Raw genomic sequence first — 19,446 nt, 5'->3', positions numbered from 1 at the left:
GTCCTTTCTACCCCACCCGCCCCCCGCTACGGTGAGCAAGTCACCACAGACGGGGGAGGGTCACCGTGGCAGACGGCAAGCGCATCGAGATCGATCAAGAGGGCATGCGCGACTTCAGCGCGCAGTTGCAGAGCCTGGTCGACAAGGACATCGCCCCGACGGCCAGCTTGGTACGACATCAACTCACGGGGGCGGCACCCTTCGGCGTCCACACCGCAAGCCCAGCGGTCCAGGCCGCAGCCCTGCGCTACTGGCACCAGATGGAAGGCGGCATCGACTTTCTGGAGGGTCTCACGCACCTCACCGGTTCGATGGCGCGCGCCGCGATCGACGTCGTAACGACGTATCACAACGCCGACGTCGACTCGCTCGTGGCGCTCAGGTCGATCGAGAACGGTGCTTCCAAGGCGCAGTCGAGGGCCGAGCAGACAGTTGCTGAGGCCGATCGCCGTGCGGCGGAGCACGATCGTCTCGCCGCGCTGAGCGAACACCGCGACCTACACGGGGGGAAGGCATGAGTGGGGCCTACGACGGATACGACGTCCGCGCGTTGTGGGAAATGCTCGCCCACGAGAGCGAATCCGCGGGCGACGAGCATCGCGCGGCCTGGAACCGCAAGGAGTCGATGCTCAGGGCGCAGATCGGACATCTCGAGAAGCTCAAAGGGCTGCTCGAAGACGCCTGGCGACCTGAGCACAGCGAGGCGGCCCGAGCCTTCGCCGACCGGGTGACCCAGACCATCACCGTCATGCAGCGTGCACGACAGGCCGCGATCGAGACTCGCGACTCCTACACAGCGGTCACGGAGGCATTGCTGGAAGCCAAAAAACAGATGGGGCGGCTCCGGGCGGCCTACGACGACGAGAAGGTCGCCTGGCGCGATTTCCTCCTGAGCACCCCGGCCGGCGGCTTGCTGAAATTCATGCCGGCCGACTGGTCACCGAGCACGGGTATGCCCGAGGCGGCCGGTTTCGCGGTCATGAAGTTGCACCGGTCTCGCCTCGACGAGCAGGCCCGCGCGATTATGGAACAGGCTGATCAGAAGGTCGCCGCCGCCACAAGCCGCGAGACTGACATGCCACGGTTCGCCGACCTTGGCGAGACTATGACCACCCTGCCCCCTCCGGCCAATCAGGATCGCGCCGGGGGAGGTCGTCACATCGCCGCACCTGTCTTCGATCCACCTGCGCCGAACGCCGATCCGGTGGGCGTGAGTGGAGACCTGGAATCGGGGCCGGCGACCTTTGATCCGGGCCCGTTCCTGACTGGATCGCCGGCCCAGGTCGCCAGCCCGCCGGTGCTCACACCTCCGCTCGCGCCGCCCGTCGTCTCGCCCGTACGACCCCCAATTCCCAGTCCGCCGATCGCATGGGGCCCGTTCGGCCCGCCCATCACCCGCCCCGGCGTCATCGGCGGACCATCGTCCCGAGCCGGCGTGACGCGGTCCGGCCCGGTCGAGGGCGAGTCCGGCCGAACGCCGATGTCGCCGAACGGTTTCATCGGCGGCCGTCCGGGGCAGACCGCCGCCGCCGGACCTCGCCGGCCGGTTGCCGGGGGTACCACCGATCGCTCGGCCCGGTCCGGCGAACGCGCGGCGGGCGGCGGCTGGCGGGACCGCAGTTACGAGGAATACACCCGACGCCGGCCGCGCAGGCAGCGGGACGGCGACGAGCTGTGGCCTGTTGCCGAGGGAGTTCCACCGGTTATCACGCCGCCGCCCCCGCCGCCGCCCAATGACCCACCGCCGGGCGTGATCGGAATCGACCGTTGACCCTGCGGCGAATCGCGCCGGCCCTCGCGGCGGCGGTGCTGGCGGCTTCCGCCTTCCCGTCTGCCGCCTGGGCCGACTCGGTGCGCGACCAGCAGTGGTACCTGGACTTCCTGCACATCGCCGAGGCGCATCAAGTCAGCCAAGGCGACGGAGTCCTGGTCGCCGTCGAGGACTCCGGTGTCGACGCGAGCGTGCCGGAACTCGCGGGCGCGCTTGAGCCCGGCAAGGACATCGGAGGCGGTTCCGGTGACGGCCGTCGTGACGCCGACGGCCACGGCACCGCGATGGCCACACTCGTCGCGGGTCGCGGTCAAGGCGTCGGCAAAGGCGTGCTGGGCATCGCGCCGCGGGCCAGGATTCTTCCAGTACAAGTGCAGCCCGGTCTTGATTTCACCGGCGATGGGAAGAATCTCGCGGCCGGCATCGACTACGCGGTCAGCCGCGGCGCCAAGGTCATATCGATCTCCCTCGGCACCAACGAGCTCGCCGCCGTGCGCACGGCGGTTCAGAAGGCTATCGACGCGGACGTCGTGGTCATCGCCGCCGCGGGCAACAAGTCGAAGTCGGACCACATCGAGTTCCCGGCAAGCGTGCCTGGCGTTCTCGCAGTCGGAGCCGTCGACCGGAGCGGCGAGCGCGCCACGGTCTCGGTCGCCGGCCCCGAGATCGCGCTGGTCGCGCCCGGCACCGACATCGTGTCCCGCACCCTCGGGGGCTCGGCGGTCAACGGCGTCGGCACCAGCTTCTCGGCCGCGATCGTCTCCGGGGCCGTCGCGCTCGTCCGGTCCAAGTACCCGCAGCTGAGCGGGCCCGAGGTGGTGCGCCGGCTCACCCTGACCGCGCAGGACAAGGGCGAACCCGGCCGCGATCCCGTGTACGGCTACGGCGTCCTCGACATCGTCAAGGCGCTGACCGCCGAAATCACACCCGCCGCCTCACCCCGACCATCGTCGCCGTCGGAGGGTGGGAGTGGCAAGGGTCCGGCGGTCATCGCCGCGATCGGTGTGGCCGTCCTGGTCATGGTGTTCATTGCCGTACTGCAGATCATCATCCGCGGGCGGCGGCAACGGAGGTAGGTTCGGGGGCATGGCTGACGTACTCGGCAACGACGAGGTCTCCGCGGCGCTCGAGAAGCTTGCGGGGTGGTCCGGCGATGCGCAGGGGATCGAGCGTTCGGTGACCGCTTCATCGTTCCTGGACGGGATTCGGCTGGTCGCGGAGGTCGCGCACGTGGCCGAGAACGCCGATCATCATCCTGACATCGACATTCGCTGGCGGACGGTGACGTTCCGGCTGTCGACGCACTCGGCGGGTGGGGTGACGGAGAAGGATGTCGCGCTCGCGGGGCAGATCAACGAGTTGATCGGGTGAGCGGGACATCGACGTAGGGTCGTGTCCGCCCAAAGTGTCGTACCCCCTCGGTAGGGTCCAACCATGACCCACTTCGACGTGGCGACCGCGGCGGTGGAGGCGGCTCTGGCGGCCGGCGCCCGGTATGCCGATGCTCGCGTGATGCACCGCCGCTCCGAGTCGATGACCGCGCGCAATGGCGAGATCGAGGAGCTCAGTCAGGACGAGGACGCGGGCGTCGGCGTGCGCGCATTAGTGGGGTCTAGCTGGGGCTTCTTCGCGGTACCCGATCTGAGCTCCGCCGCCGCCAAGCGTGCCGGGGAGCGGGCGACGGCGATCGCGCGGGCCTCGGCCACGGTGCCCGGGCCGGCGGTCGACCTGGTGAACGTCGAGGCGCGGGTGGACTCCTGGGCGAGTGCGTGCGCCGTCGACCCCCTCGGGGTGGCGCTGTCGGTCAAGGGCGACCTGCTCACGGGCGCGACCGCCGAGGCGCACAAGGCCGGCGCGGACATCGCCGAGGGGCTCTACCAGATCTGGGACACGCGCAAGTGGTTCGTCTCCTCCCAGGGGCACCGCATCGACCAGCACATCCGCGAGGCCGGGGCGGGAATCTCGGCCACGGTCATCGGTGACGGCGAGACGCAGCGCCGTTCCTATCCCTCGTACCGCGGGCAGTACGGCACCCGCGGCTGGGAACTCGTCGACGAACTGGACCTCACCGCCCACGCCGCGCGCATCGCCGACGAGGCGCGGGCGCTGCTGACGGCGCCGCAGTGCCCGGCGGGCGAGACGACGCTCATCCTCGGCAGCGAGCAGATGGCGCTGCAGATCCACGAGTCGGTCGGGCACGCGATCGAGCTGGACCGCATCCTGGGGTGGGAGGCGGCGTTCGCGGGCACGTCATGGCTGGACCTGAGCAAAATCAACCAGCTTCGGTACGGCTCTGAGCTCATGAACATCACGATCGACCCGACGATCCCGGGGGCCCTCGGCTCGTTCGGCTACGACGACGAGGGCACTCCGGCCCAGCGGCGTTTCGCGGTACGCGACGGCATCTGGGTCGGCACGCTCGCCGGCCGCGACTCGGCCGCGGTCGCGGGGCTGGACTACGCGGGCAGCGTGCGCGCCGACGGCTGGGCCCGCCTGCCGATGGTCCGCATGACCAACGTCGGCCTGCTGCCCGGCCCGCACACGCTGGACGAGATGATCGCGGCCACCGACGACGGCGTGCTCATGGACCTCAACCGCTCCTGGTCGATCGACGACAAGCGGCTCAACTTCCAGTTCGGCTGCGAGATCGGCTGGGAGATCAAGAACGGCAAGCGCGGCCGGATGCTCCGCAACCCGACTTACACGGGGATCGGCCCCCGCTTCTGGGGCTCGATGGACATGCTGAGCTCGGAGAGCGTCTCCTGGGGCACGCCGAACTGCGGCAAGGGCCAGCCGGGGCAGATCGGCCACACGGGGCACCCGGCCGCCGCGGCCCGCTTCCAGAACGTCCGCGTGGGAGTCCGCGGATGACGCCCGCACTCGAACACCGGCACCCGGCGGTCACCGCGACACAAAGGGCCGAGGCAGCGAACAGGCTGACGACCGATGCGGGTAGTCGCGCCGCGCGGGACGCCGCTGGGGTGACCGACCGGGTCGCGAGCACGACCGTGACGGATGCGGGCAATCGCGTTGTGCGAGGCGCAGCGGGAACGTCGGTGGCCAGCGCGGCGGAGACGTCGGTGGCCAGTGCGGCGGGAACGTCGGTGGCCAGTGCGGCGGGAACGTCGGTGGCCAGCGCGGCAAGGACGGCTTGGAGCAAGGGCGCGGCCGGGGCCACAGGCCGGGCGGCGGACCGGATTGAGGCAGACGTGGACGGGCGCGTGGGGGTGCGGCGATGAGTGTGACGGCGACCGAGACCGACCTGGCGCAGCGGGTGCTGGAGCTGGTCGGGGCCGGGATCGAGGCAGAGGTGACCGTGGAGCGGCAGGCGCTGGCGCTGACGCGGTTTGCCGGGTCGTACATCCATCAGAACGTGGCCGACGAGGTCACCGGGGTGCGGCTGCGGCTGCATGCCGACGGGCGGACGGCCAGTGCGTCGACGACGGTGCTGGACGGGCTCGAGGATCTCGTGCGGCGGACGGTTGCCTCGATGCGGCTCGCGCCCGCCGATCCGACCTGGCCGGGGCTGGCGCCGGCGCAGCCGCTGCTGGCCGGGGGGAACCTGGACGAGGAGACCGCGAGCGCGTCGCCGGATGATCGGGCGGCTCGGGTGCGGGCGTTCGTGGCGCAGGCGGAAGGGCTGGAGACGGCCGGGTACTGCCGGACGTCCGCGGCTCGGGTGGTGTACGCGAACTCGGCGGGGCAGCACCTGGCCGCGGCTCGCAGCGCGGCGGCCATGGACGGGATCGCGCGGACCTCGACGTCCGACGGGCTGGCGCGGCTGGCGGCGGTGCGGATCGGGGACATCGACGGGGCCGTGCTCGGGGCGCGGGCGGCGGCGAAGGCGCGGGCCGGGCAGGAGCCGGTGGAGCTGCCGCCGGGGCGGTACGAGGTGGTGCTGGAGGCGGCCGCGGTCGCCGATGTGCTGCAGATGCTGGCGATGTACGGGTTCAACGCCAAGATGGTGCTCGACCGGCAGTCGTTCCTGCAGGTGGGCGAGGCGCAGTTCGACCCGGCGGTGACGCTCGTCGAGGACCCGGGGCAGCCGGATGCGACCGCCACGCCGTTCGACGCCGAGGGGACGCCGCGGCGGCGGGTGGTGCTGGTGGACGGGGGCGTGTCGGCGGCGGTGGTGCACGACCGGCGTACGGCGGCGCGGGCCGGCAACGGAGCCTCGTCGACCGGGCACGCGATTCCCGGCGGGGCCAGCTTCGGGGCGATTCCGTCGAGCCTGCGGCTGCTGCCGTCGGCGGGGGCGGCACCCACGGAGGTCGACGGGCCGGCGGCCGACTCGACGGTGGCGGCACTGGTCGCGGGCGTCGAGCGCGGGCTGCTGGTGACGGACAACCACTACACGCGGGTGCTCGACCCGCGGACGCTGGTGGTGACCGGGCTGACGCGCAACGGCGTGTGGCTCATCGAGGACGGGGTCATCACGACGCCGGTGCGGAACTTCCGGTTCACCCAGTCGTACCCGCAGGCGCTCGGGCCGGGCGCGGTGCTCGGGGTCGGGTCGCACGCGGTGGAGATGCCCGGGCCGTGGATGGAGACGGGCTTCGTGGCGCCGGCGCTGCGGCTGGCGTCCTGGAACTACACCGGAGGCGCCTCGGGCTGAGCGAGCGCAGCGGCCAGAGGCCGACGCGGGGAGGGGGCGGCCCCCGATCGGCGCGGGGCCGCGACGGGCGCCTCAGGGGGCTGAACCGGCGCCGCCGCCAGAGGCTGCCGCAGATCCGCTGCTCGGCCCGCGCGAACAGTGACGAAGGGGCGAAGGCAGGAGCGCCGAGGCGAACGCGCCGTGAGACCGGCCAGGCCAAGGCAGGGGCAGCGCAGGGGCAGCGCAGGGTAGGGCGCGGCGAAACCAACCTGCCCGGGAGGACCGGGCGGACACGCGCGGCGCGGGTGGCCGAGACGTGGCGGTGCGGCAAGCGCCATCAGGCGTGGGCACGCGCCGTGGAGCCGCTCGGTGCGCATGCAAAGCGAACGAAGCGAACCGGCCGAAGCAGCCGAAGCAGCCGAAGCAGCCGAACGCAGCCGAAGCAGCCGAAGCAGCCGAACGCAGCCGAAGCAGCCGAAGCGGAAGGCCGTGGACGCCATCCAAAGGGGCGTCGCGGTGCGGTCGAAGCGGCCCGCGCGGAGTTGATCATCGTAGTGTTCGGCGTCAAAGTGGATCAAGTGTTCGCAATCGGGCCCAGGGTGGGTAAAGCGAACAGGCAAAACCGTGAAGTTAGGTAATGCTTACCAAAGTTTTTGATCATGTGAATGGTGTGGCCGAAGCGGGCTGAGTGAAGTTCTGCACAAGGGCGGCTCCGATTTCCGGAAGGTCTTTCCGAAGCCGCTCGTTACACGCCAGACTCCCAACGCACGTCGCTGCGGGATCGGGCGTAACGTGTGCACCGACCATAGATCGGTACATCAGAGAACTCTTCACCAGCCCGTCCAGGGAGTACTCACCATGACGACGACGCCTACCCGGCCTCGGTCAGTAGCTGGCGCGGGGGCGCGCGCAGCGATCGGCGCCAAGACATTGCGGACGGACGGGTGGCGGACCTCCCCGCTGTCCATCGCGGCGATTCTGCTGTTCTTCATCGTCTATTCGACGATCCGGATTTTCATGGCGAAGTGGTACTTCGTGGAGGCCCACGGATACCTCACGCCGTTGTACTCGCCGTGTCTGAGCGACTCCTGCGTCGAAGGGTCGAGCCACTTCGGCACCCCGTTCGGCGAGTTCCCGCGGTGGCTTCCGCTCGGGCTGGCGGCGTTCCCGTTCGTGGCCGGGTTCCGGGTGACGTGCTACTACTACCGCAAGAGCGGCTACCGCTCGCTGTGGCTGTCCCCGCAGGCGTGCGCGGTGCAGGAGCCGCACAAGAAGTACAGCGGCGAGACGCGCTTCCCGCTGGTCTTCATGAACTCCCACCGCTACTTCTTCTACGTGGCGTCGCTGATCCTGCTGATCAACATCTGGGACGCGGGGCACGCGTTCAAGGGGGATGACGGCGGGTTCGGCATCGGGCTCGGGTCGCTGATCATCCTGGTGAACGTGATCGCGCTGGCCGGGTACACCGCCAGCTGCCACGCGTGCCGGCACGTCATGGGCGGGCGGCTCAAGCACTTCTCGAAGCACCCGGTGCGCTACCGGCTCTGGACGCTCATCTCCAAGCTGAACACGCGGCACGGCACCTTCGCCATGACGTCGCTGTTCACGGTCATCCTGACGGACGCGTACATCATGGCCGTGTCCGCGAACTGGATCACCGACCTTCGAATCTGGAATTAGGACCCCCCGATGACGAACATCGAGCGACACACCTACGACGTCGTGGTGATCGGTGCGGGCGGCGCCGGGCTGCGGGCCGCCATCGAGGCCAGGCTGGCCGGCAAGAAGACCGCCATCATCTCGAAGTCGCTGTTCGGCAAGGCGCACACGGTCATGGCCGAGGGCGGCGCCGCCGCGGCCATGGGCAACGTGAACGCGAACGACAGCTGGCAGGTGCACTTCCGCGACACCATGCGCGGCGGCAAGTTCCTGAACAACTTCAGGATGGCCGAGCTGCACGCCAAGGAGGCCCCGGACCGGATCTGGGAGCTGGAGACCTACGGCGCGCTGTTCGACCGGACGAAGGACGGGAAGATCAGCCAGCGCAACTTCGGCGGCCACGAGTACCCGCGCCTCGCGCACGTCGGGGACCGGACCGGCCTGGAGCTGATCCGCACCCTGCAGCAGAAGATCGTGTCGCTGCAGCAGGAGGACTACGCGGAGCACGGCGACTACGAGGCGCGCATCCGGGTCTTCCAGGAGTGCACGATCACGGAGCTGTTCATCGAGAACGGCGCGGTGTCCGGCGCGTTCGGCTACTACCGCGAGTCCGGCGACTTCGTGCTGTTCGAGACGGCCGCGATCGTGCTGGCCACCGGCGGCGTGGGCAAGTCCTACAAGGTCACGTCGAACTCGTGGGAGTACACCGGCGACGGCCACGCGCTGGCCCTGCGCAGCGGCGCGACGCTGATCAACATGGAGTTCCTGCAGTTCCACCCGACCGGCATGGTCTGGCCGCCGTCCGTCAAGGGCATCCTGGTCACCGAGTCGGTCCGCGGTGACGGCGGCGTGCTGCGCAACACCGAGGGCAAGCGGTTCATGTTCGACTACGTCCCCGACGTCTTCCGCAAGCAGTACGCGGAGACCGAGGAGGAGGCGGACCGCTGGTACACCGACCCGGACAACAACCGGCGCCCCCCGGAGCTGCTCCCCCGCGACGAGGTCGCCCGCGCGATCAACAACGAGGTCAAGTCCGGCCGCGGCACCCAGGCCGGCGGCGTGCTGCTCGACATCGCGAGCCGCCTGCCGGCCGAGCAGATCACCAAGCGGCTGCCGTCGATGCACCACCAGTTCAAGGAGCTGGCCGACGTCGACATCACCAAGCAGCCGATGGAGGTCGGCCCGACCTGTCACTACGTGATGGGCGGGGTCGAGGTGGACGCCGACACGGCGGCCGCGGCGGTGCCCGGGCTCTACGCGGCGGGCGAGGTCTCCGGCGGCATGCACGGCTCCAACCGGCTCGGCGGCAACTCGCTGTCCGACCTGCTGGTGTTCGGCAAGCGGGCGGGCGAGCACGCGGCGGCGTACGCGACCGAGACCGGCCGGCGCAAGCCGTCCCCGGCGCTGGTCGAGGCGGCCGTGGAGACGGCCCTCGCGCCGCTGCAGCGCGGTGACAGCGGCGAGAACCCGTACACGCTGCACCAGGAACTGCAGGACATCATGGGCACCCTGGTCGGCATCATCCGCCGCGAACAGGAGCTGCGGGACTCGCTGGTGCGCCTGGCCGAGCTCCGGGAGCGGGTACAGAAGGTCGGCGCGACGGGCGGCAGACGGTACAACCCGGGCTGGCACCTGGCTCTTGATCTTCGCAACATGCTCGTCGTCTCCGAGTGCACCGCGAAGGCGGCGCTCGAGCGCAACGAGTCGCGCGGCGGGCACACCCGCGAGGACTTCCCGAAGATGGACCCGAACTGGCGCAAGGTCAACCTGGTCTGCTCGCTCGACGGCGACGACGTCCGCCTGGAGCACAAGCCGCTGCCGGTGATGCGCCGGGAGCTGCAGGACCTGTTCGACAACAGCGAGCTGTCCAAGTACATGACCGACGAGGAGCTGTAATGGGTACCCAGCGCCATTTCCGCGTCTGGCGCGGCGACGACACGGGCGGCTCGCTGGAGGACTTCCAGGTGGAGGTCAACGAGGGCGAGGTCGTCCTCGACGTCATCCACCGCCTCCAGGCGACCCAGACCCCCGACCTGGCGGTCCGCTGGAACTGCAAGGCCGGCAAGTGCGGCTCCTGCTCGATGGAGATCAACGGCAAGCCGCGCCTGGGCTGCATGACCCGGATGTCGACGTTCGGCGACACCGAGACCGTGACCGTCACCCCGCTGCGCACCTTCCCGGTGATCCGCGACCTGGTCACGAACGTCAACTTCAACTACCAGAAGGCCCGGGAGATGCCCGCCTTCGCGCCGCCGAAGGGCGTGGAGCCCGGCGAGTACCGCATGCAGCAGATGGACGTGGAGCGCTCGCAGGAGTTCCGCAAGTGCATCGAGTGCTACATGTGCCAGAACGTGTGTCACGTCATCCGCGACCACGAGGAGAACAAGCGGGCCTTCTCCGGTCCCCGGTTCTTCATCCGGGCCGCCGAGCTGGACATGCACCCGCTCGACGCGCGCAACGACCGCAAGGACATGGCCCAGGCGGAACAGGGCCTCGGCTACTGCAACATCACCAAGTGCTGCACCGAAGTCTGCCCGGAGCACATCAAGATCACTGATAATGCGATCATTCCCATGAAGGAACGCGTTGTCGATCGGAGGTACGACCCGGTGACCTGGCTTGGGCGCAAGATCTTCCGCCGTGACCAGCTCGACGAGCCGGCCCTGGCCCACGCGTCGAGCCCGGCGGGCGCGGCGGCGGACACGGGCTCGCACTGGAACCAGCAGGGCCCCGTGCCGCAGGACCCCTCGGTGGGTGCCGACGGCAAGCTCACGGTGGCCGAGCTCTACCTGGACCGCGCCGCGGCGGCCTCGCCGTTCGGCGACGACCAGGAGTTCCCGCTGCCGCCGGACCAGATCCGGTACAACCACCCGGACGCGCACTAGCGGTACCGGCCGCGATGCGGGGTCAGAGGCTCCGCATCGCGGCCGCGTAGCGGTCGGTGACCCGCGCCTGCACCAGGCGGGCCATCGGCGCACCCAGCTTCACCCACCACAGCGCCGGGCGGCTGAACGCCCGCGCCTCGAACCACACGTCGCCGGCCGCGTCCGCGGAGAGCAGGAACGCCTCCTCGCCGGTCTCCACGTGGCCGGGCAGGGTCCCGAAGCCGAAGCCGTACTCGGTGGGCCTGTCGACGATCCAGACGATCCTGCACGGCACCCAGAGCCGCACCGGCCCCACGCCGATGCCGGAGGCGAACTCGACCCCGAGCGCGGCCCGTTCGGCCTCCGTGCGCACGCTCAGGCCCGCCCCGCGCTGCGGCCGCCATTGGGCCAGCGCCTCCACCGCCTCCGCGAAGCCGGCCGTGAGCCGGACCCGGCGCGTCACATGGTGATAGCCGGGCGGCAGCGGTCCCTCGCGGGTCGCGCCGACCTCCGGGTAGGTCACATCCACGGGCACGAGATTACTGCGGCAGCAGCGGGCCCACCGCGCGCACGATCGGCGCGTCGGCCGGCAGCCACGGCACGCTGTCCAGCTCGTCGACGCCCAGCCAGCGCAGGTCGCTGTGCTCCAGGGCCAAGGGCTGGGCGCCGTTGAGCAGCGTCGCGACGTACACCCGCAGAATCGCGGTGCCGTTGAGCATGGCGATGTCGTCGCCGACGCGGTCGCCCACGGCGACGTCGACCCCGAGCTCCTCCTGGCACTCGCGGACCAGCGCCTGCACCTCGGTCTCGCCCGGATCGACCTTGCCGCCGGGGAACTCCCACTTTCCGGCCATTTCGGGCGGTTGGGCCCGTTCGCACGCCAAAACTCGCCCGTTGGAGATGATCGCCGCGCCGACGATGATCCGTGGCATCAACCGTTCGGTCTGCACGGGCAACCAGGGTGCCAGATCCACATGAAGTTCCGGTGGCTGGCTATGCCCTGTTGTTCACCAGACGAGGGAAAAGTGGCCGTGGACAGATCCACCGGTTGCTAGTCAGACTTGCAGACACCGTTGATGACGGGCAGGCTTCGAATCGGCCACAAGCCGGCAACGATGCCGAGGGAGGGTAGGTCGACATGCGGGCCCGGTGGAGCGACGATCACCGCGACTATCTCAGCGATGCGCTGGCCTTATTACAGGGCTGGACGCACGACGGCGGCGAGATCCGCCGGACGCTGCAAATCGACGATTCCCAGCATGCGGCACTGACCGAGCGAATGAAAGTGGTCGCGGATGCCGTCGGCGTCCGCCCCGACGTCCGCCGCCTGGACGGATACACCCAAATTCGCTTACGGGTCCCCGGATCGGACGATTCGGACCTTTCGCCCGGCGAGGTGACCCTCGCGGCCCGCATCGAGGACCTCTACAAGAACATCATCGCCGGGGCGGCTTAGGCACCCTGTCTAGTACTCGCCCTTGATCACGAAGTACGAGCCGCGGATGGTCCCGGCGAGCTTCGACCGCTGGCGGACGAACTTGAAGCGCTCGGCCAGCTCCTCCGGCACGTCCATGCCGTCCGAGAGCTTGAACCCCACGGCGCGCTTCCCGCCGTCCTCCAGGGTGTACAGCACGTTGATCGACAGGCCCGACGCGTAGAACACGTAGGTCCAGCGCACGCCCTCGACCTCGAACGACGTGGCCTCCAGCGCCGGCGAGCCGATCGCGATGTCCCGATCCTCGCGCAGGATGCGGTGCACGTACTCCACCGTCTCCGGCACCGAGGCCGCCGGCTCGACCGTGAAGACGTGGTCGTACTTGTTCTTGAAGTACCGGGCCTCGTTGGCGCGCAGCCCGGCCAGGGCCTCCGCCACCGGCGAGGACTCCAGGCCGGTGGTGGAGACGTTCTCGAAGTCGACCACGTACGACACGCTGTGCCCCCTAGACGTTGAAGCGGAACTCCACCACGTCGCCGTCCTGCATGACGTAGTCCTTGCCCTCGATGCGCACCTTGCCCGCGGCCTTGGCGGCGTTCATCGCGCCCGCCGCCATCAGGTCGTCGAAGGACACCACCTCGGCCTTGATGAAGCCGCGCTGGAAGTCCGAGTGGATCACGCCGGCGGCCTCCGGGGCCGTCGCGCCGATCGGGATCGTCCAGGCGCGGGCCTCCTTGGGGCCGGCGGTGAGGTAGGTCTGCAGGCCCAGCGTCCGGAAGCCCACCCGGATCAGCTGGTGCAGGCCCGGCTCGGGCTGGCCGATGGACGCCAGCAGCTCCAGCGCCTCCTCCTCGTCGAGGTCGGTGAGCTCCGACTCGATCTTGGCGTCGAGGAAGATGGCCTCGGCCGGGGCGACCAGGGCGCGCAGCTCGTCGAGGAAGGCGGGATCGGCCAGGCCGGCCTCGTCGACGTTGAACACGTAGAGGAACGGCTTGGCCGTCAGCAGGTGCAGCTCGCCGAGCTCGGAGACGTCGAAGCCGGACGAGTACAGCGTGTTGCCCTCGTTCAGCACCTCGCCCGCGGCCTTGGCGGCGGCCGCGATGCCCGCGCGCTCCTTGCGGACCTTGGCCTCCTTCTCCAGCCGCGGCAGCGCCTTGTCGATGGTCTGCAGGTCGGCCAGGATCAGCTCGGTGTTGATCGTCTCGATGTCGTCGCGCGGCGACACCTTGCCGTCGACGTGCACCACGTTCTCGTCGGAGAAGGCCCGCACCACCTGGCAGATGGCCGAGGCGTCGCGGATGTTGGCCAGGAAGGCGTTGCCGCGGCCCTGGCCCTTCGAGGCGCCCCGCACCAGCCCGGCGATGTCGACGAACGACACCGGGGCCGGGATGATCTTCTGCGAGTCGTACAGCTCGGCCAGCCGCCCGAGCCGCGTGTCGGGCAGCCCGACGACGCCGACGTTGGGCTCGATGGTCGCGAACGGGTAGTTCGCGGCGAGCGCGTCCCCCTTGGTCAGGGCGTTGAACAGGGTGCTCTTGCCCACGTTGGGCAGGCCGACGATGCCGATGCTGAGTGCCACGACATGTCAGCTTACGCAACGCCGCGGCCCGCTCTCAGCCCAGCTCGATCCCCAGGTCATCGGTGAGCGCCCGGAACGCCCGCGCGGCCTCGCCGAAGCGCCGCGGGCCCGACAGGACGTCCGGGAAGGCGGGATCGGACAGGTGCGGCTCCAGGGAGGCGAAGCCCACGAACCCGTCGTCGCGCAGGGCGGTGAGGGTCGCGCGCAGCTCACCGTCGCCGAGGCCCGCGGGCACCTCGATGCCGTCGGGCGCGCGGGCGTCCTTCACCTGGAGGTACACGATGAAGGGCCGCAGCATCGCATAGCCCTCGCTGAACGGGCGCACCCCGACCTGCACGAAGTTGGCGTTGTCCCACGCCACCTTGAGCGCCGACGACCCCACCGACTCCACGAGGTCCAGCACGCGCTCGGGCGTGTCGCCGTAGATGAGCTTCTCGTTCTCGTGCACCAGGACGACCGACTCGCGCTCGGCCACGTCGGCGAACGCGCGCATCCGGCTCAGGACCGTGTCGCGGGTGGCGGCCACGTCGACGCCGTCCGGGCGGTAGAAGGAGAAGATCCGGACGTACCGTGCGGCGAGCCTGCGGGCCACCCAGACCACCCGCTCCAGCCGGGCCAGCTCGGTCGCCGGGTCGTCGTAGACGCCGCTCTTGCCGATCGGCGACGCGATCGCCGACACCCCGATGCTGTGCCGGGCCAGCAGGTCCGCGAGCCGCGCGACCTCCTCGTCGGCCAGGTCGGCCACGTTGACGCCCCACGCGCTGCGCACTTCGACGTGCCGCGACCCAAGAGCCAGAAGAACCGGCAGTTGTACCGCCGGATCTGCGTCGATCTCGTCCCCGAACCCGGACAGCGTCCACCGCACCATGCCCGTAATTATGGGAGACATGGAAGCCGATGCCGTGGCCCGCACGACCCGACCGGGCACGACCAGCACGATTGCCGCTCAGGTGCGGGCGCTCGGCCTGCCGGCGGGCGCCACGGTCGTCACCCACTCGTCGCTGTCCCGCCTGGGCTGGGTGGCGGGCGGCGCCCACGCGGTCGTGCTGGCCCTGCTGGAGGCGATCGGCCCGGACGGCACGCTGGTCATGCCGACCCACACGCGGCACCTGACCGAGCCGTCCGACTGGGGCAACCCGCCGGTACCGGAGTCCTGGTGGGCGACGATCCGCGCGGAGACGCCCGCGTTCGACCCGCGCACCAGCCCGCCCGGGTACATGGGCGCGATCGTCGACTGCTTCCGCACGTTCCCGGGCGTCCTGCGCAGCGCCCACCCGACGGTCTCGTTCGCCGCGCTCGGCCCGCGGGCGGAGCGCGTCACGGCCGGCCACGAGCTGGACGACGGGCTGGGCGAGGGCTCCCCGCTGGCCCGGCTGTACGAGCTGGACGCCTGGGTCCTCCTGCTCGGCGTCGGGCACGACAACAACACCTCGCTGCACCTGGCCGAGTACCGCGCGGACGGCCCGAAGCGGTACGAACGCCAGGGCTCCCCGGTCCTCGTCGACGGCGAGCGGCGCTGGGTCACCTACCGCGAGCTGGCCGGCGACACGTCGCTCTTCGAGCCGCTGGGCAAGGACTTCGCCGAGATCACGGGCGGCGAGCTGACCGGGCCGGTCGGGGCCGGGACCGGCCGCCTGATGCGGCAGCGGCGGCTGGTCGACTTCGGCGTCCACTGGCTGTCGCTGCGGGCCGCGAATGCGGGGGTCGGGCCGCGCGGCGTCGCTGAGGTGGAGGGCTGAACGACGACACGCGGCCCTTGCGCGGGCGCACGGACTGAGGGGGGGTTGTCCGGGCCACCCGACCGAGAAGTCTGAATCCCGAAGCATTCTCGCGACATGTCCGGCCTGTGCCGCAATGCGGACATGGCGCGATGTGGACATCTGTTTCGTTCCGCGGCACCGAACTCAGGACCCAGCTCAGCCGAGCCACCCGCGCCGGCCCGCCTCGAACGCCAGGCCCGCCCTCGTATCGACGCCCGCCAACAGCATGAGGCGTTCCAGGCGCCGCTGAACTGTGCGCTTGCTCACGCCGACCTGCGACGCGATGGCCTTGTCGGGGAAGCCGGCCACGAACAGCGACAGCAGCAGCCGGTCGGCCCCGAGCGGGTCGTCGCCCGCGTCGCCGTCGAGCAGCGGGGTCGCGCGCTCCCACACGCTCTCGAACAGGGCGACGAGCGCGTCCAGGAGCTCGCTGCGGCGTACCAGTGCGGCAGTCGGCTCACCCAGGTCGCGCTCGTGGTCCGGGACGAGCGGGCAGATCGCCATGCTGCGGTCGGCGATCGCGAGCCGGACGGGCAGCGCCTCCACCACGCGGGCCCGCTCGCCGCGGCGCACGGAGGACGAGATGCCCTCCAGCTCGCCGGGCATCTCGATGAGCGCCCGTTCGTAGATCGCGCGGTACCGCACCCCGCGCGCCAGCGCCGTGCCCTCCTCGACGTTGTCGGGGCCGCTCATCGCGATCGGGTTCACGCGGCAGAACCACAGGATCTCGTCCTGGGCCGACTCCTGCATGTCGCGCAGCCGCTCGCGCAGCGCGGCCGCGCCGACCACGATCTCGACGAGGTGGTCGGCGATGCGGCGGCGCGAGGTCGCGCGGTACTCCTCGGTGAGCCCGGCCACCACCCGGCGCGCCGAGTCGAGGGACCGCTGCCGGCGCAGCAGGGCGTCACCGAGCGCGACGTCGGGCGGCAGCGGCTCGAAGATCGGCCCACCGCGCGCCAGGCCCTTGGCCCGCAGCGACTCCAGCAGCCGCGTGACCTCGGCGGCCGGGATGTCGGCGCGGTCGGCGAGGTCGTCGGCGCCGGCGACGGCAAGGCGCACCAGCAGCCGGTACACACTCTGCTCGGCCGGATCCAGCAGCTCCGTGTCCTCGGACATGATCGCCAGCCTACGAACGGCCGCCGCCCGTGACGAGGGGCGGCCACCGATTCGTAAGCCGATCTTCCAATCGCCGGAAAGCTTTCTAGGCTTGCGCCAACGGATTGTTCTTGGGGTCGTCGTAATGGACGGTGTCGAACGTGCCGTCGTGGTCGCTGTCGGTCACCACGTAATCGCGCCGGCCGTCGCCGTCCTCGTCGCGGGCCACCCAGTCGGCCGACCCGTCGTGGTTGGTGTCGCGGATGTCGGTGTCGATCCGGCCGTCGCCGTCGGAATCCACGATCACGCGGTCGAAGCGGCCGTCGCCGTCCGTGTCCAGCGCCGCCACGTCCTTGTGCCCGTCGCCGTCGGTGTCCACGAACACGGCGTCGATGCGCCCGTCGCCGTCGAGATCGCGCAGCTCGGTCTCGAGCGTGCCGTCGCCGTCGGTGTCGATCGCGATGCGGTCGATCACGCCGTCGTTGTCGTCGTCGTACGCGGCCGCGTCGGCCACGTTGTCGCCGTCCTGGTCCAGCGCGTAGATGGTCTCGCCGTGCTCGCCGTGCACCTGGACGATCCGCGGCTCGTTGGCCTCATCGGCCGCGCCCAGTCCGGCGTGCGAGGTGCCGTGGTCGGCGGCCTCGAGTCCCTCGGTGGCCTCGTGCTCAGTCATGGCCACCAGATTAGGTGGTACGGCCCGGAACATGGACGTCCGAAACCCGCCAGTCGACGGGTCCGGGGCGGGGCAGGATGGATGGCGTGGAACTCGACTTCGAAACCTGCCGCAAGGCGGCGACCAGCCGTGACTCGCGCTTCGACGGCGTGTTCGTCACCGCGGTCAAGTCGACCAAGATCTATTGCCGCCCGTCCTGCCCGGCGATCGTGCCGAAGCGGGAGAACGTGCGGTTCCTGCCGACCGCCGCGGCCGCGCAGCGCGAGGGCTTCCGGGCCTGCCTGCGCTGCCGGCCTGACGCGGCCCCGGGCTCGCCCGACTGGGACGTGCGCGGGGACGTGGTCGGGCGCGCGATGCGCCTGATCGCCGACGGCGTGGTGGACCGCGACGGCGTGCCGGGGCTGGCGGGGCGGCTCGGGTACACCGAACGCCACCTGCACCGCATGCTCGCCACCGAGGTCGGGGCGGGGCCGCTCGCCCTGGCCCGGGCCCAGCGCGCGCAGACGGCGCGGGTGCTCATCGAGACGACCCGGCTGGGACTGGCCGACATCGCGTTCGCGGCCGGGTTCGGCAGCGTGCGCCAGTTCAACGACACGATCCGGGAGATCTACGGCCGCACCCCGTCGCAGCTGCGGGAGCGGCGCACCCAACCCGAGCTGGACGAGGGAGTGGTCTCGGTCCGGCTGCCGTACCGCGCGCCGCTGCACGCCGAGGCGCTGCTCACGTTCCTCGGCGACCGCGCGGTGACGGGCATCGACGCGCTGGACGACGAGGGGTACCACCGAAATCTGCGGCTCCCCCACGGTACCGGCCGCGTGACGCTGGCCCCGCAGGTCGGCCACGTCGCCGCGACCCTGCACCTGGCCGACCTGCGCGACCTCGCCCCGGCGGTGGCGCGCTGCCGGCGGCTGTTCGACCTCGACGCGGACCCGGCCGCCGTCGACGCGGTGCTCGGGGCCGACCCGGCGCTCGCGCCGAGCGTGCTCAAGGAGGAGGGCGTGCGGGTGCCGCGGGCCACCGACGGGTTCGAGATCGCCGTGCGGGCCGTGGTCGGCCAGCAGATCTCGGTGGCGGCCGCGCGCACGGTGCTGCGCAAGCTCATCGCCGCGGACGCGGGGCTGTTCCCGAGCGCCCAGGAGCTGCTGGAACTGCCCGACGACGCGTTCGCGATGCCGGAGGCCCGGCGGCGCACGCTGCGCGGGCTGGCGGCCGCGGTCGCGTCCGGGGAGCTCGACCTCGACGGCGGCAGCGACCGCGACGAGACCGTCGAGCGGCTCAAGGCACTGCCCGGCATCGGGGACTGGACCGCGCAGTACACGGCGATGCGCGCCCTCGGCGATCCCGACGCCTTCCTGCCGACCGACCTGGGAGTGCTGCGCGGCGCGAAGGCCGCCGGGCTCCCCGACACCCCGAAGACCCTGGCCGCGCACGCCGAGCGCTGGCGGCCCTGGCGGTCCTACGCCGCCATTCGACTCTGGAGGATGCTGTGACCGTGTACTTCACCACGACCGACACCCCCGCCGGCCCGTTCACGATGCTGACCGACCCCGACGAGACGGTGCTGGCCAGTGGCTGGACGACCGACGTGGCCGAGCTCATGCGGCTCGCCAGGCTCTCGGGTACGCCCGAGGAGCGGGGCGATCCGGGAGTACCGCTGAAGGCTCTGCAATCCTATTTGGACGGTGACGTCAAGGCGATCGACGGCGTCGCGGTGCGCCAGCGGGGCGGCGAGTTCATCGCGCACGCGTGGGACGTGCTGCGGCAGGTGCCCGCGGGCGAACCGGTCACCTACACCGAGTTCGCCGAGCGGGCGGGCCGGCCCGCGGCGGTGCGCGCGGCCGCGTCGGCGTGCGCGACCAACGCCGCCGCGCTGTTCGTGCCCTGCCACCGCGTGCTGCGCCTGGACGGGACGCTCGGCGGGTTCCGCTGGGGGCTGCCGGTCAAGCGCTGGCTGCTCGATCATGAAGCCATCTGAATATCGGTTGGCACCAATGTAACGGGCACGTACTTTTGAGT

General features: G+C 70.8%; 20 protein-coding genes. 13 read left to right on the top strand and 7 right to left on the bottom strand.

Annotated features, from left to right (window positions below; all coding sequences use genetic code 11):
- Positions 1-65: 65 nt before the first annotated feature.
- The 9 genes from ACQPZ4_RS04860 (at position 66) to ACQPZ4_RS04820 (ending at position 10,909) form a co-directional block, all read left to right on the top strand.
- A complete protein-coding gene (locus ACQPZ4_RS04860) occupies positions 66-518 on the top strand; it encodes a hypothetical protein (RefSeq protein ID WP_433056536.1) in 453 nt (150 codons plus the stop codon).
- Positions 515-1,771 (top strand): hypothetical protein, encoded by a 1,257-nt coding sequence (locus tag ACQPZ4_RS04855; RefSeq protein ID WP_433056534.1) that lies wholly within the window; start codon positions 515-517, stop codon positions 1,769-1,771. Before ACQPZ4_RS04860 ends, ACQPZ4_RS04855 begins: the two co-directional genes overlap by 4 nt.
- Before the next feature lie 80 nt (positions 1,772-1,851).
- Positions 1,852-2,847, top strand: coding sequence for a S8 family serine peptidase (locus ACQPZ4_RS04850; RefSeq protein ID WP_433056532.1), 996 nt, complete (start codon positions 1,852-1,854; stop codon positions 2,845-2,847).
- A 10-nt stretch (positions 2,848-2,857) separates the two neighbouring features.
- A complete protein-coding gene (locus tag ACQPZ4_RS04845) occupies positions 2,858-3,142 on the top strand; it encodes a 4a-hydroxytetrahydrobiopterin dehydratase (protein WP_433056530.1) in 285 nt (94 codons plus the stop codon).
- A 63-nt stretch (positions 3,143-3,205) separates the two neighbouring features.
- Positions 3,206-4,642, top strand: coding sequence for a TldD/PmbA family protein (locus ACQPZ4_RS04840; protein WP_433056528.1), 1,437 nt, complete (start codon positions 3,206-3,208; stop codon positions 4,640-4,642).
- Between the two features lie 364 nt (positions 4,643-5,006).
- Entirely contained in the window at positions 5,007-6,386 is a 1,380-nt protein-coding gene (locus ACQPZ4_RS04835; protein ID WP_433056526.1) for a TldD/PmbA family protein, read from the top strand.
- An 837-nt stretch (positions 6,387-7,223) separates the two neighbouring features.
- Positions 7,224-8,045 carry a hypothetical protein gene (locus tag ACQPZ4_RS04830; RefSeq protein WP_433056524.1) on the top strand — a complete coding sequence of 274 codons (822 nt, stop codon included), beginning with the start codon at positions 7,224-7,226 and terminating at the stop codon, positions 8,043-8,045.
- A 9-nt stretch (positions 8,046-8,054) separates the two neighbouring features.
- Entirely contained in the window at positions 8,055-9,920 is a 1,866-nt protein-coding gene (locus ACQPZ4_RS04825) for a fumarate reductase/succinate dehydrogenase flavoprotein subunit (protein WP_433056522.1), read from the top strand.
- A complete protein-coding gene (locus ACQPZ4_RS04820) occupies positions 9,920-10,909 on the top strand; it encodes a succinate dehydrogenase/fumarate reductase iron-sulfur subunit (RefSeq protein WP_433056520.1) in 990 nt (329 codons plus the stop codon). Before ACQPZ4_RS04825 ends, ACQPZ4_RS04820 begins: the two co-directional genes overlap by 1 nt.
- Before the next feature lie 22 nt (positions 10,910-10,931).
- On the opposite strand, the gene ACQPZ4_RS04815 is transcribed toward ACQPZ4_RS04820, so the two are convergent.
- Entirely contained in the window at positions 10,932-11,417 is a 486-nt protein-coding gene (locus tag ACQPZ4_RS04815) for a DUF1990 family protein (RefSeq protein WP_433056518.1), read from the bottom strand.
- Positions 11,418-11,427: 10 nt separating this feature from the next.
- Positions 11,428-11,820, bottom strand: coding sequence for a (deoxy)nucleoside triphosphate pyrophosphohydrolase (locus tag ACQPZ4_RS04810; protein WP_433066249.1), 393 nt, complete (start codon positions 11,818-11,820; stop codon positions 11,428-11,430).
- 206 nt (positions 11,821-12,026) lie between these two features.
- Between ACQPZ4_RS04810 and ACQPZ4_RS04805 the strand changes: the two genes are divergently transcribed.
- Entirely contained in the window at positions 12,027-12,344 is a 318-nt protein-coding gene (locus ACQPZ4_RS04805) for a 4a-hydroxytetrahydrobiopterin dehydratase (RefSeq protein ID WP_433056516.1), read from the top strand.
- A 9-nt stretch (positions 12,345-12,353) separates the two neighbouring features.
- Here the strand turns inward: ACQPZ4_RS04805 and ACQPZ4_RS04800 are convergent, their stop codons facing one another.
- From ACQPZ4_RS04800 to ACQPZ4_RS04790, 3 genes are read right to left on the bottom strand one after another with little or no spacing between them, the layout of a single operon-like run.
- Positions 12,354-12,818 carry a phage tail protein gene (locus tag ACQPZ4_RS04800; RefSeq protein ID WP_433056514.1) on the bottom strand — a complete coding sequence of 155 codons (465 nt, stop codon included), beginning with the start codon at positions 12,816-12,818 and terminating at the stop codon, positions 12,354-12,356.
- A gap of 10 nt (positions 12,819-12,828) precedes the next feature.
- Positions 12,829-13,902, bottom strand: a complete 1,074-nt coding sequence (ychF, locus tag ACQPZ4_RS04795) for a redox-regulated ATPase YchF (protein ID WP_433056512.1) — start codon at positions 13,900-13,902, stop codon at positions 12,829-12,831.
- Between the two features lie 34 nt (positions 13,903-13,936).
- On the bottom strand, positions 13,937-14,770 hold the full coding sequence (locus ACQPZ4_RS04790; RefSeq protein WP_433056510.1) for a sugar phosphate isomerase/epimerase family protein: 834 nt from the start codon (positions 14,768-14,770) through the stop codon (positions 13,937-13,939).
- Between the two features lie 19 nt (positions 14,771-14,789).
- Between ACQPZ4_RS04790 and ACQPZ4_RS04785 the strand changes: the two genes are divergently transcribed.
- The gene (locus ACQPZ4_RS04785; RefSeq protein WP_433056508.1) at positions 14,790-15,641 is read left to right on the top strand and encodes an aminoglycoside N(3)-acetyltransferase; all 852 of its coding nucleotides are present in this window, start codon (positions 14,790-14,792) and stop codon (positions 15,639-15,641) included.
- A 177-nt stretch (positions 15,642-15,818) separates the two neighbouring features.
- Here ACQPZ4_RS04785 and ACQPZ4_RS04780 read toward each other — a convergent pair whose 3' ends face one another.
- Entirely contained in the window at positions 15,819-16,778 is a 960-nt protein-coding gene (locus ACQPZ4_RS04780) for a helix-turn-helix domain-containing protein (protein ID WP_433056506.1), read from the bottom strand.
- Positions 16,779-16,863: 85 nt separating this feature from the next.
- On the bottom strand, positions 16,864-17,430 hold the full coding sequence (locus tag ACQPZ4_RS04775; protein ID WP_433056504.1) for a hypothetical protein: 567 nt from the start codon (positions 17,428-17,430) through the stop codon (positions 16,864-16,866).
- Between the two features lie 86 nt (positions 17,431-17,516).
- Here ACQPZ4_RS04775 and ACQPZ4_RS04770 point away from each other — a divergent pair, with 86 nt between their 5' ends.
- Both ACQPZ4_RS04770 and ACQPZ4_RS04765 read left to right on the top strand, forming a co-directional pair.
- Positions 17,517-18,920 (top strand): AlkA N-terminal domain-containing protein, encoded by a 1,404-nt coding sequence (locus ACQPZ4_RS04770; RefSeq protein WP_433056502.1) that lies wholly within the window; start codon positions 17,517-17,519, stop codon positions 18,918-18,920.
- A gap of 44 nt (positions 18,921-18,964) precedes the next feature.
- Entirely contained in the window at positions 18,965-19,405 is a 441-nt protein-coding gene (locus tag ACQPZ4_RS04765; RefSeq protein ID WP_433066246.1) for a methylated-DNA--[protein]-cysteine S-methyltransferase, read from the top strand.
- Positions 19,406-19,446 lie beyond the last annotated feature (41 nt).

Source organism: Dactylosporangium sp. CS-033363, assembly GCF_050942475.1.
Taxonomy (GTDB): Bacteria; Actinomycetota; Actinomycetes; order Mycobacteriales; family Micromonosporaceae; genus Dactylosporangium.
This window is presented reverse-complemented; position numbering and strand designations above follow the sequence as displayed.

Coding starts and splice junctions, on each gene's coding strand:
- ACQPZ4_RS04780 (WP_433056506.1), bottom strand. CDS start 16,778: ATGTCCGAGGACACGGAGCTGCTGGATCCGGCCGAGCAGAGTGTGTAC.
- ACQPZ4_RS04785 (WP_433056508.1), top strand. CDS start 14,790: ATGGAAGCCGATGCCGTGGCCCGCACGACCCGACCGGGCACGACCAGC.
- ACQPZ4_RS04765 (WP_433066246.1), top strand. CDS start 18,965: ATGCTGACCGACCCCGACGAGACGGTGCTGGCCAGTGGCTGGACGACC.
- ACQPZ4_RS04825 (WP_433056522.1), top strand. CDS start 8,055: ATGACGAACATCGAGCGACACACCTACGACGTCGTGGTGATCGGTGCG.
- ACQPZ4_RS04855 (WP_433056534.1), top strand. CDS start 515: ATGAGTGGGGCCTACGACGGATACGACGTCCGCGCGTTGTGGGAAATG.
- ACQPZ4_RS04840 (WP_433056528.1), top strand. CDS start 3,206: ATGACCCACTTCGACGTGGCGACCGCGGCGGTGGAGGCGGCTCTGGCG.
- ACQPZ4_RS04775 (WP_433056504.1), bottom strand. CDS start 17,430: ATGACTGAGCACGAGGCCACCGAGGGACTCGAGGCCGCCGACCACGGC.
- ACQPZ4_RS04830 (WP_433056524.1), top strand. CDS start 7,224: ATGACGACGACGCCTACCCGGCCTCGGTCAGTAGCTGGCGCGGGGGCG.
- ACQPZ4_RS04810 (WP_433066249.1), bottom strand. CDS start 11,820: ATGCCACGGATCATCGTCGGCGCGGCGATCATCTCCAACGGGCGAGTT.
- ACQPZ4_RS04805 (WP_433056516.1), top strand. CDS start 12,027: ATGCGGGCCCGGTGGAGCGACGATCACCGCGACTATCTCAGCGATGCG.
- ACQPZ4_RS04820 (WP_433056520.1), top strand. CDS start 9,920: ATGGGTACCCAGCGCCATTTCCGCGTCTGGCGCGGCGACGACACGGGC.
- ACQPZ4_RS04835 (WP_433056526.1), top strand. CDS start 5,007: ATGAGTGTGACGGCGACCGAGACCGACCTGGCGCAGCGGGTGCTGGAG.
- ACQPZ4_RS04790 (WP_433056510.1), bottom strand. CDS start 14,770: ATGGTGCGGTGGACGCTGTCCGGGTTCGGGGACGAGATCGACGCAGAT.
- ACQPZ4_RS04845 (WP_433056530.1), top strand. CDS start 2,858: ATGGCTGACGTACTCGGCAACGACGAGGTCTCCGCGGCGCTCGAGAAG.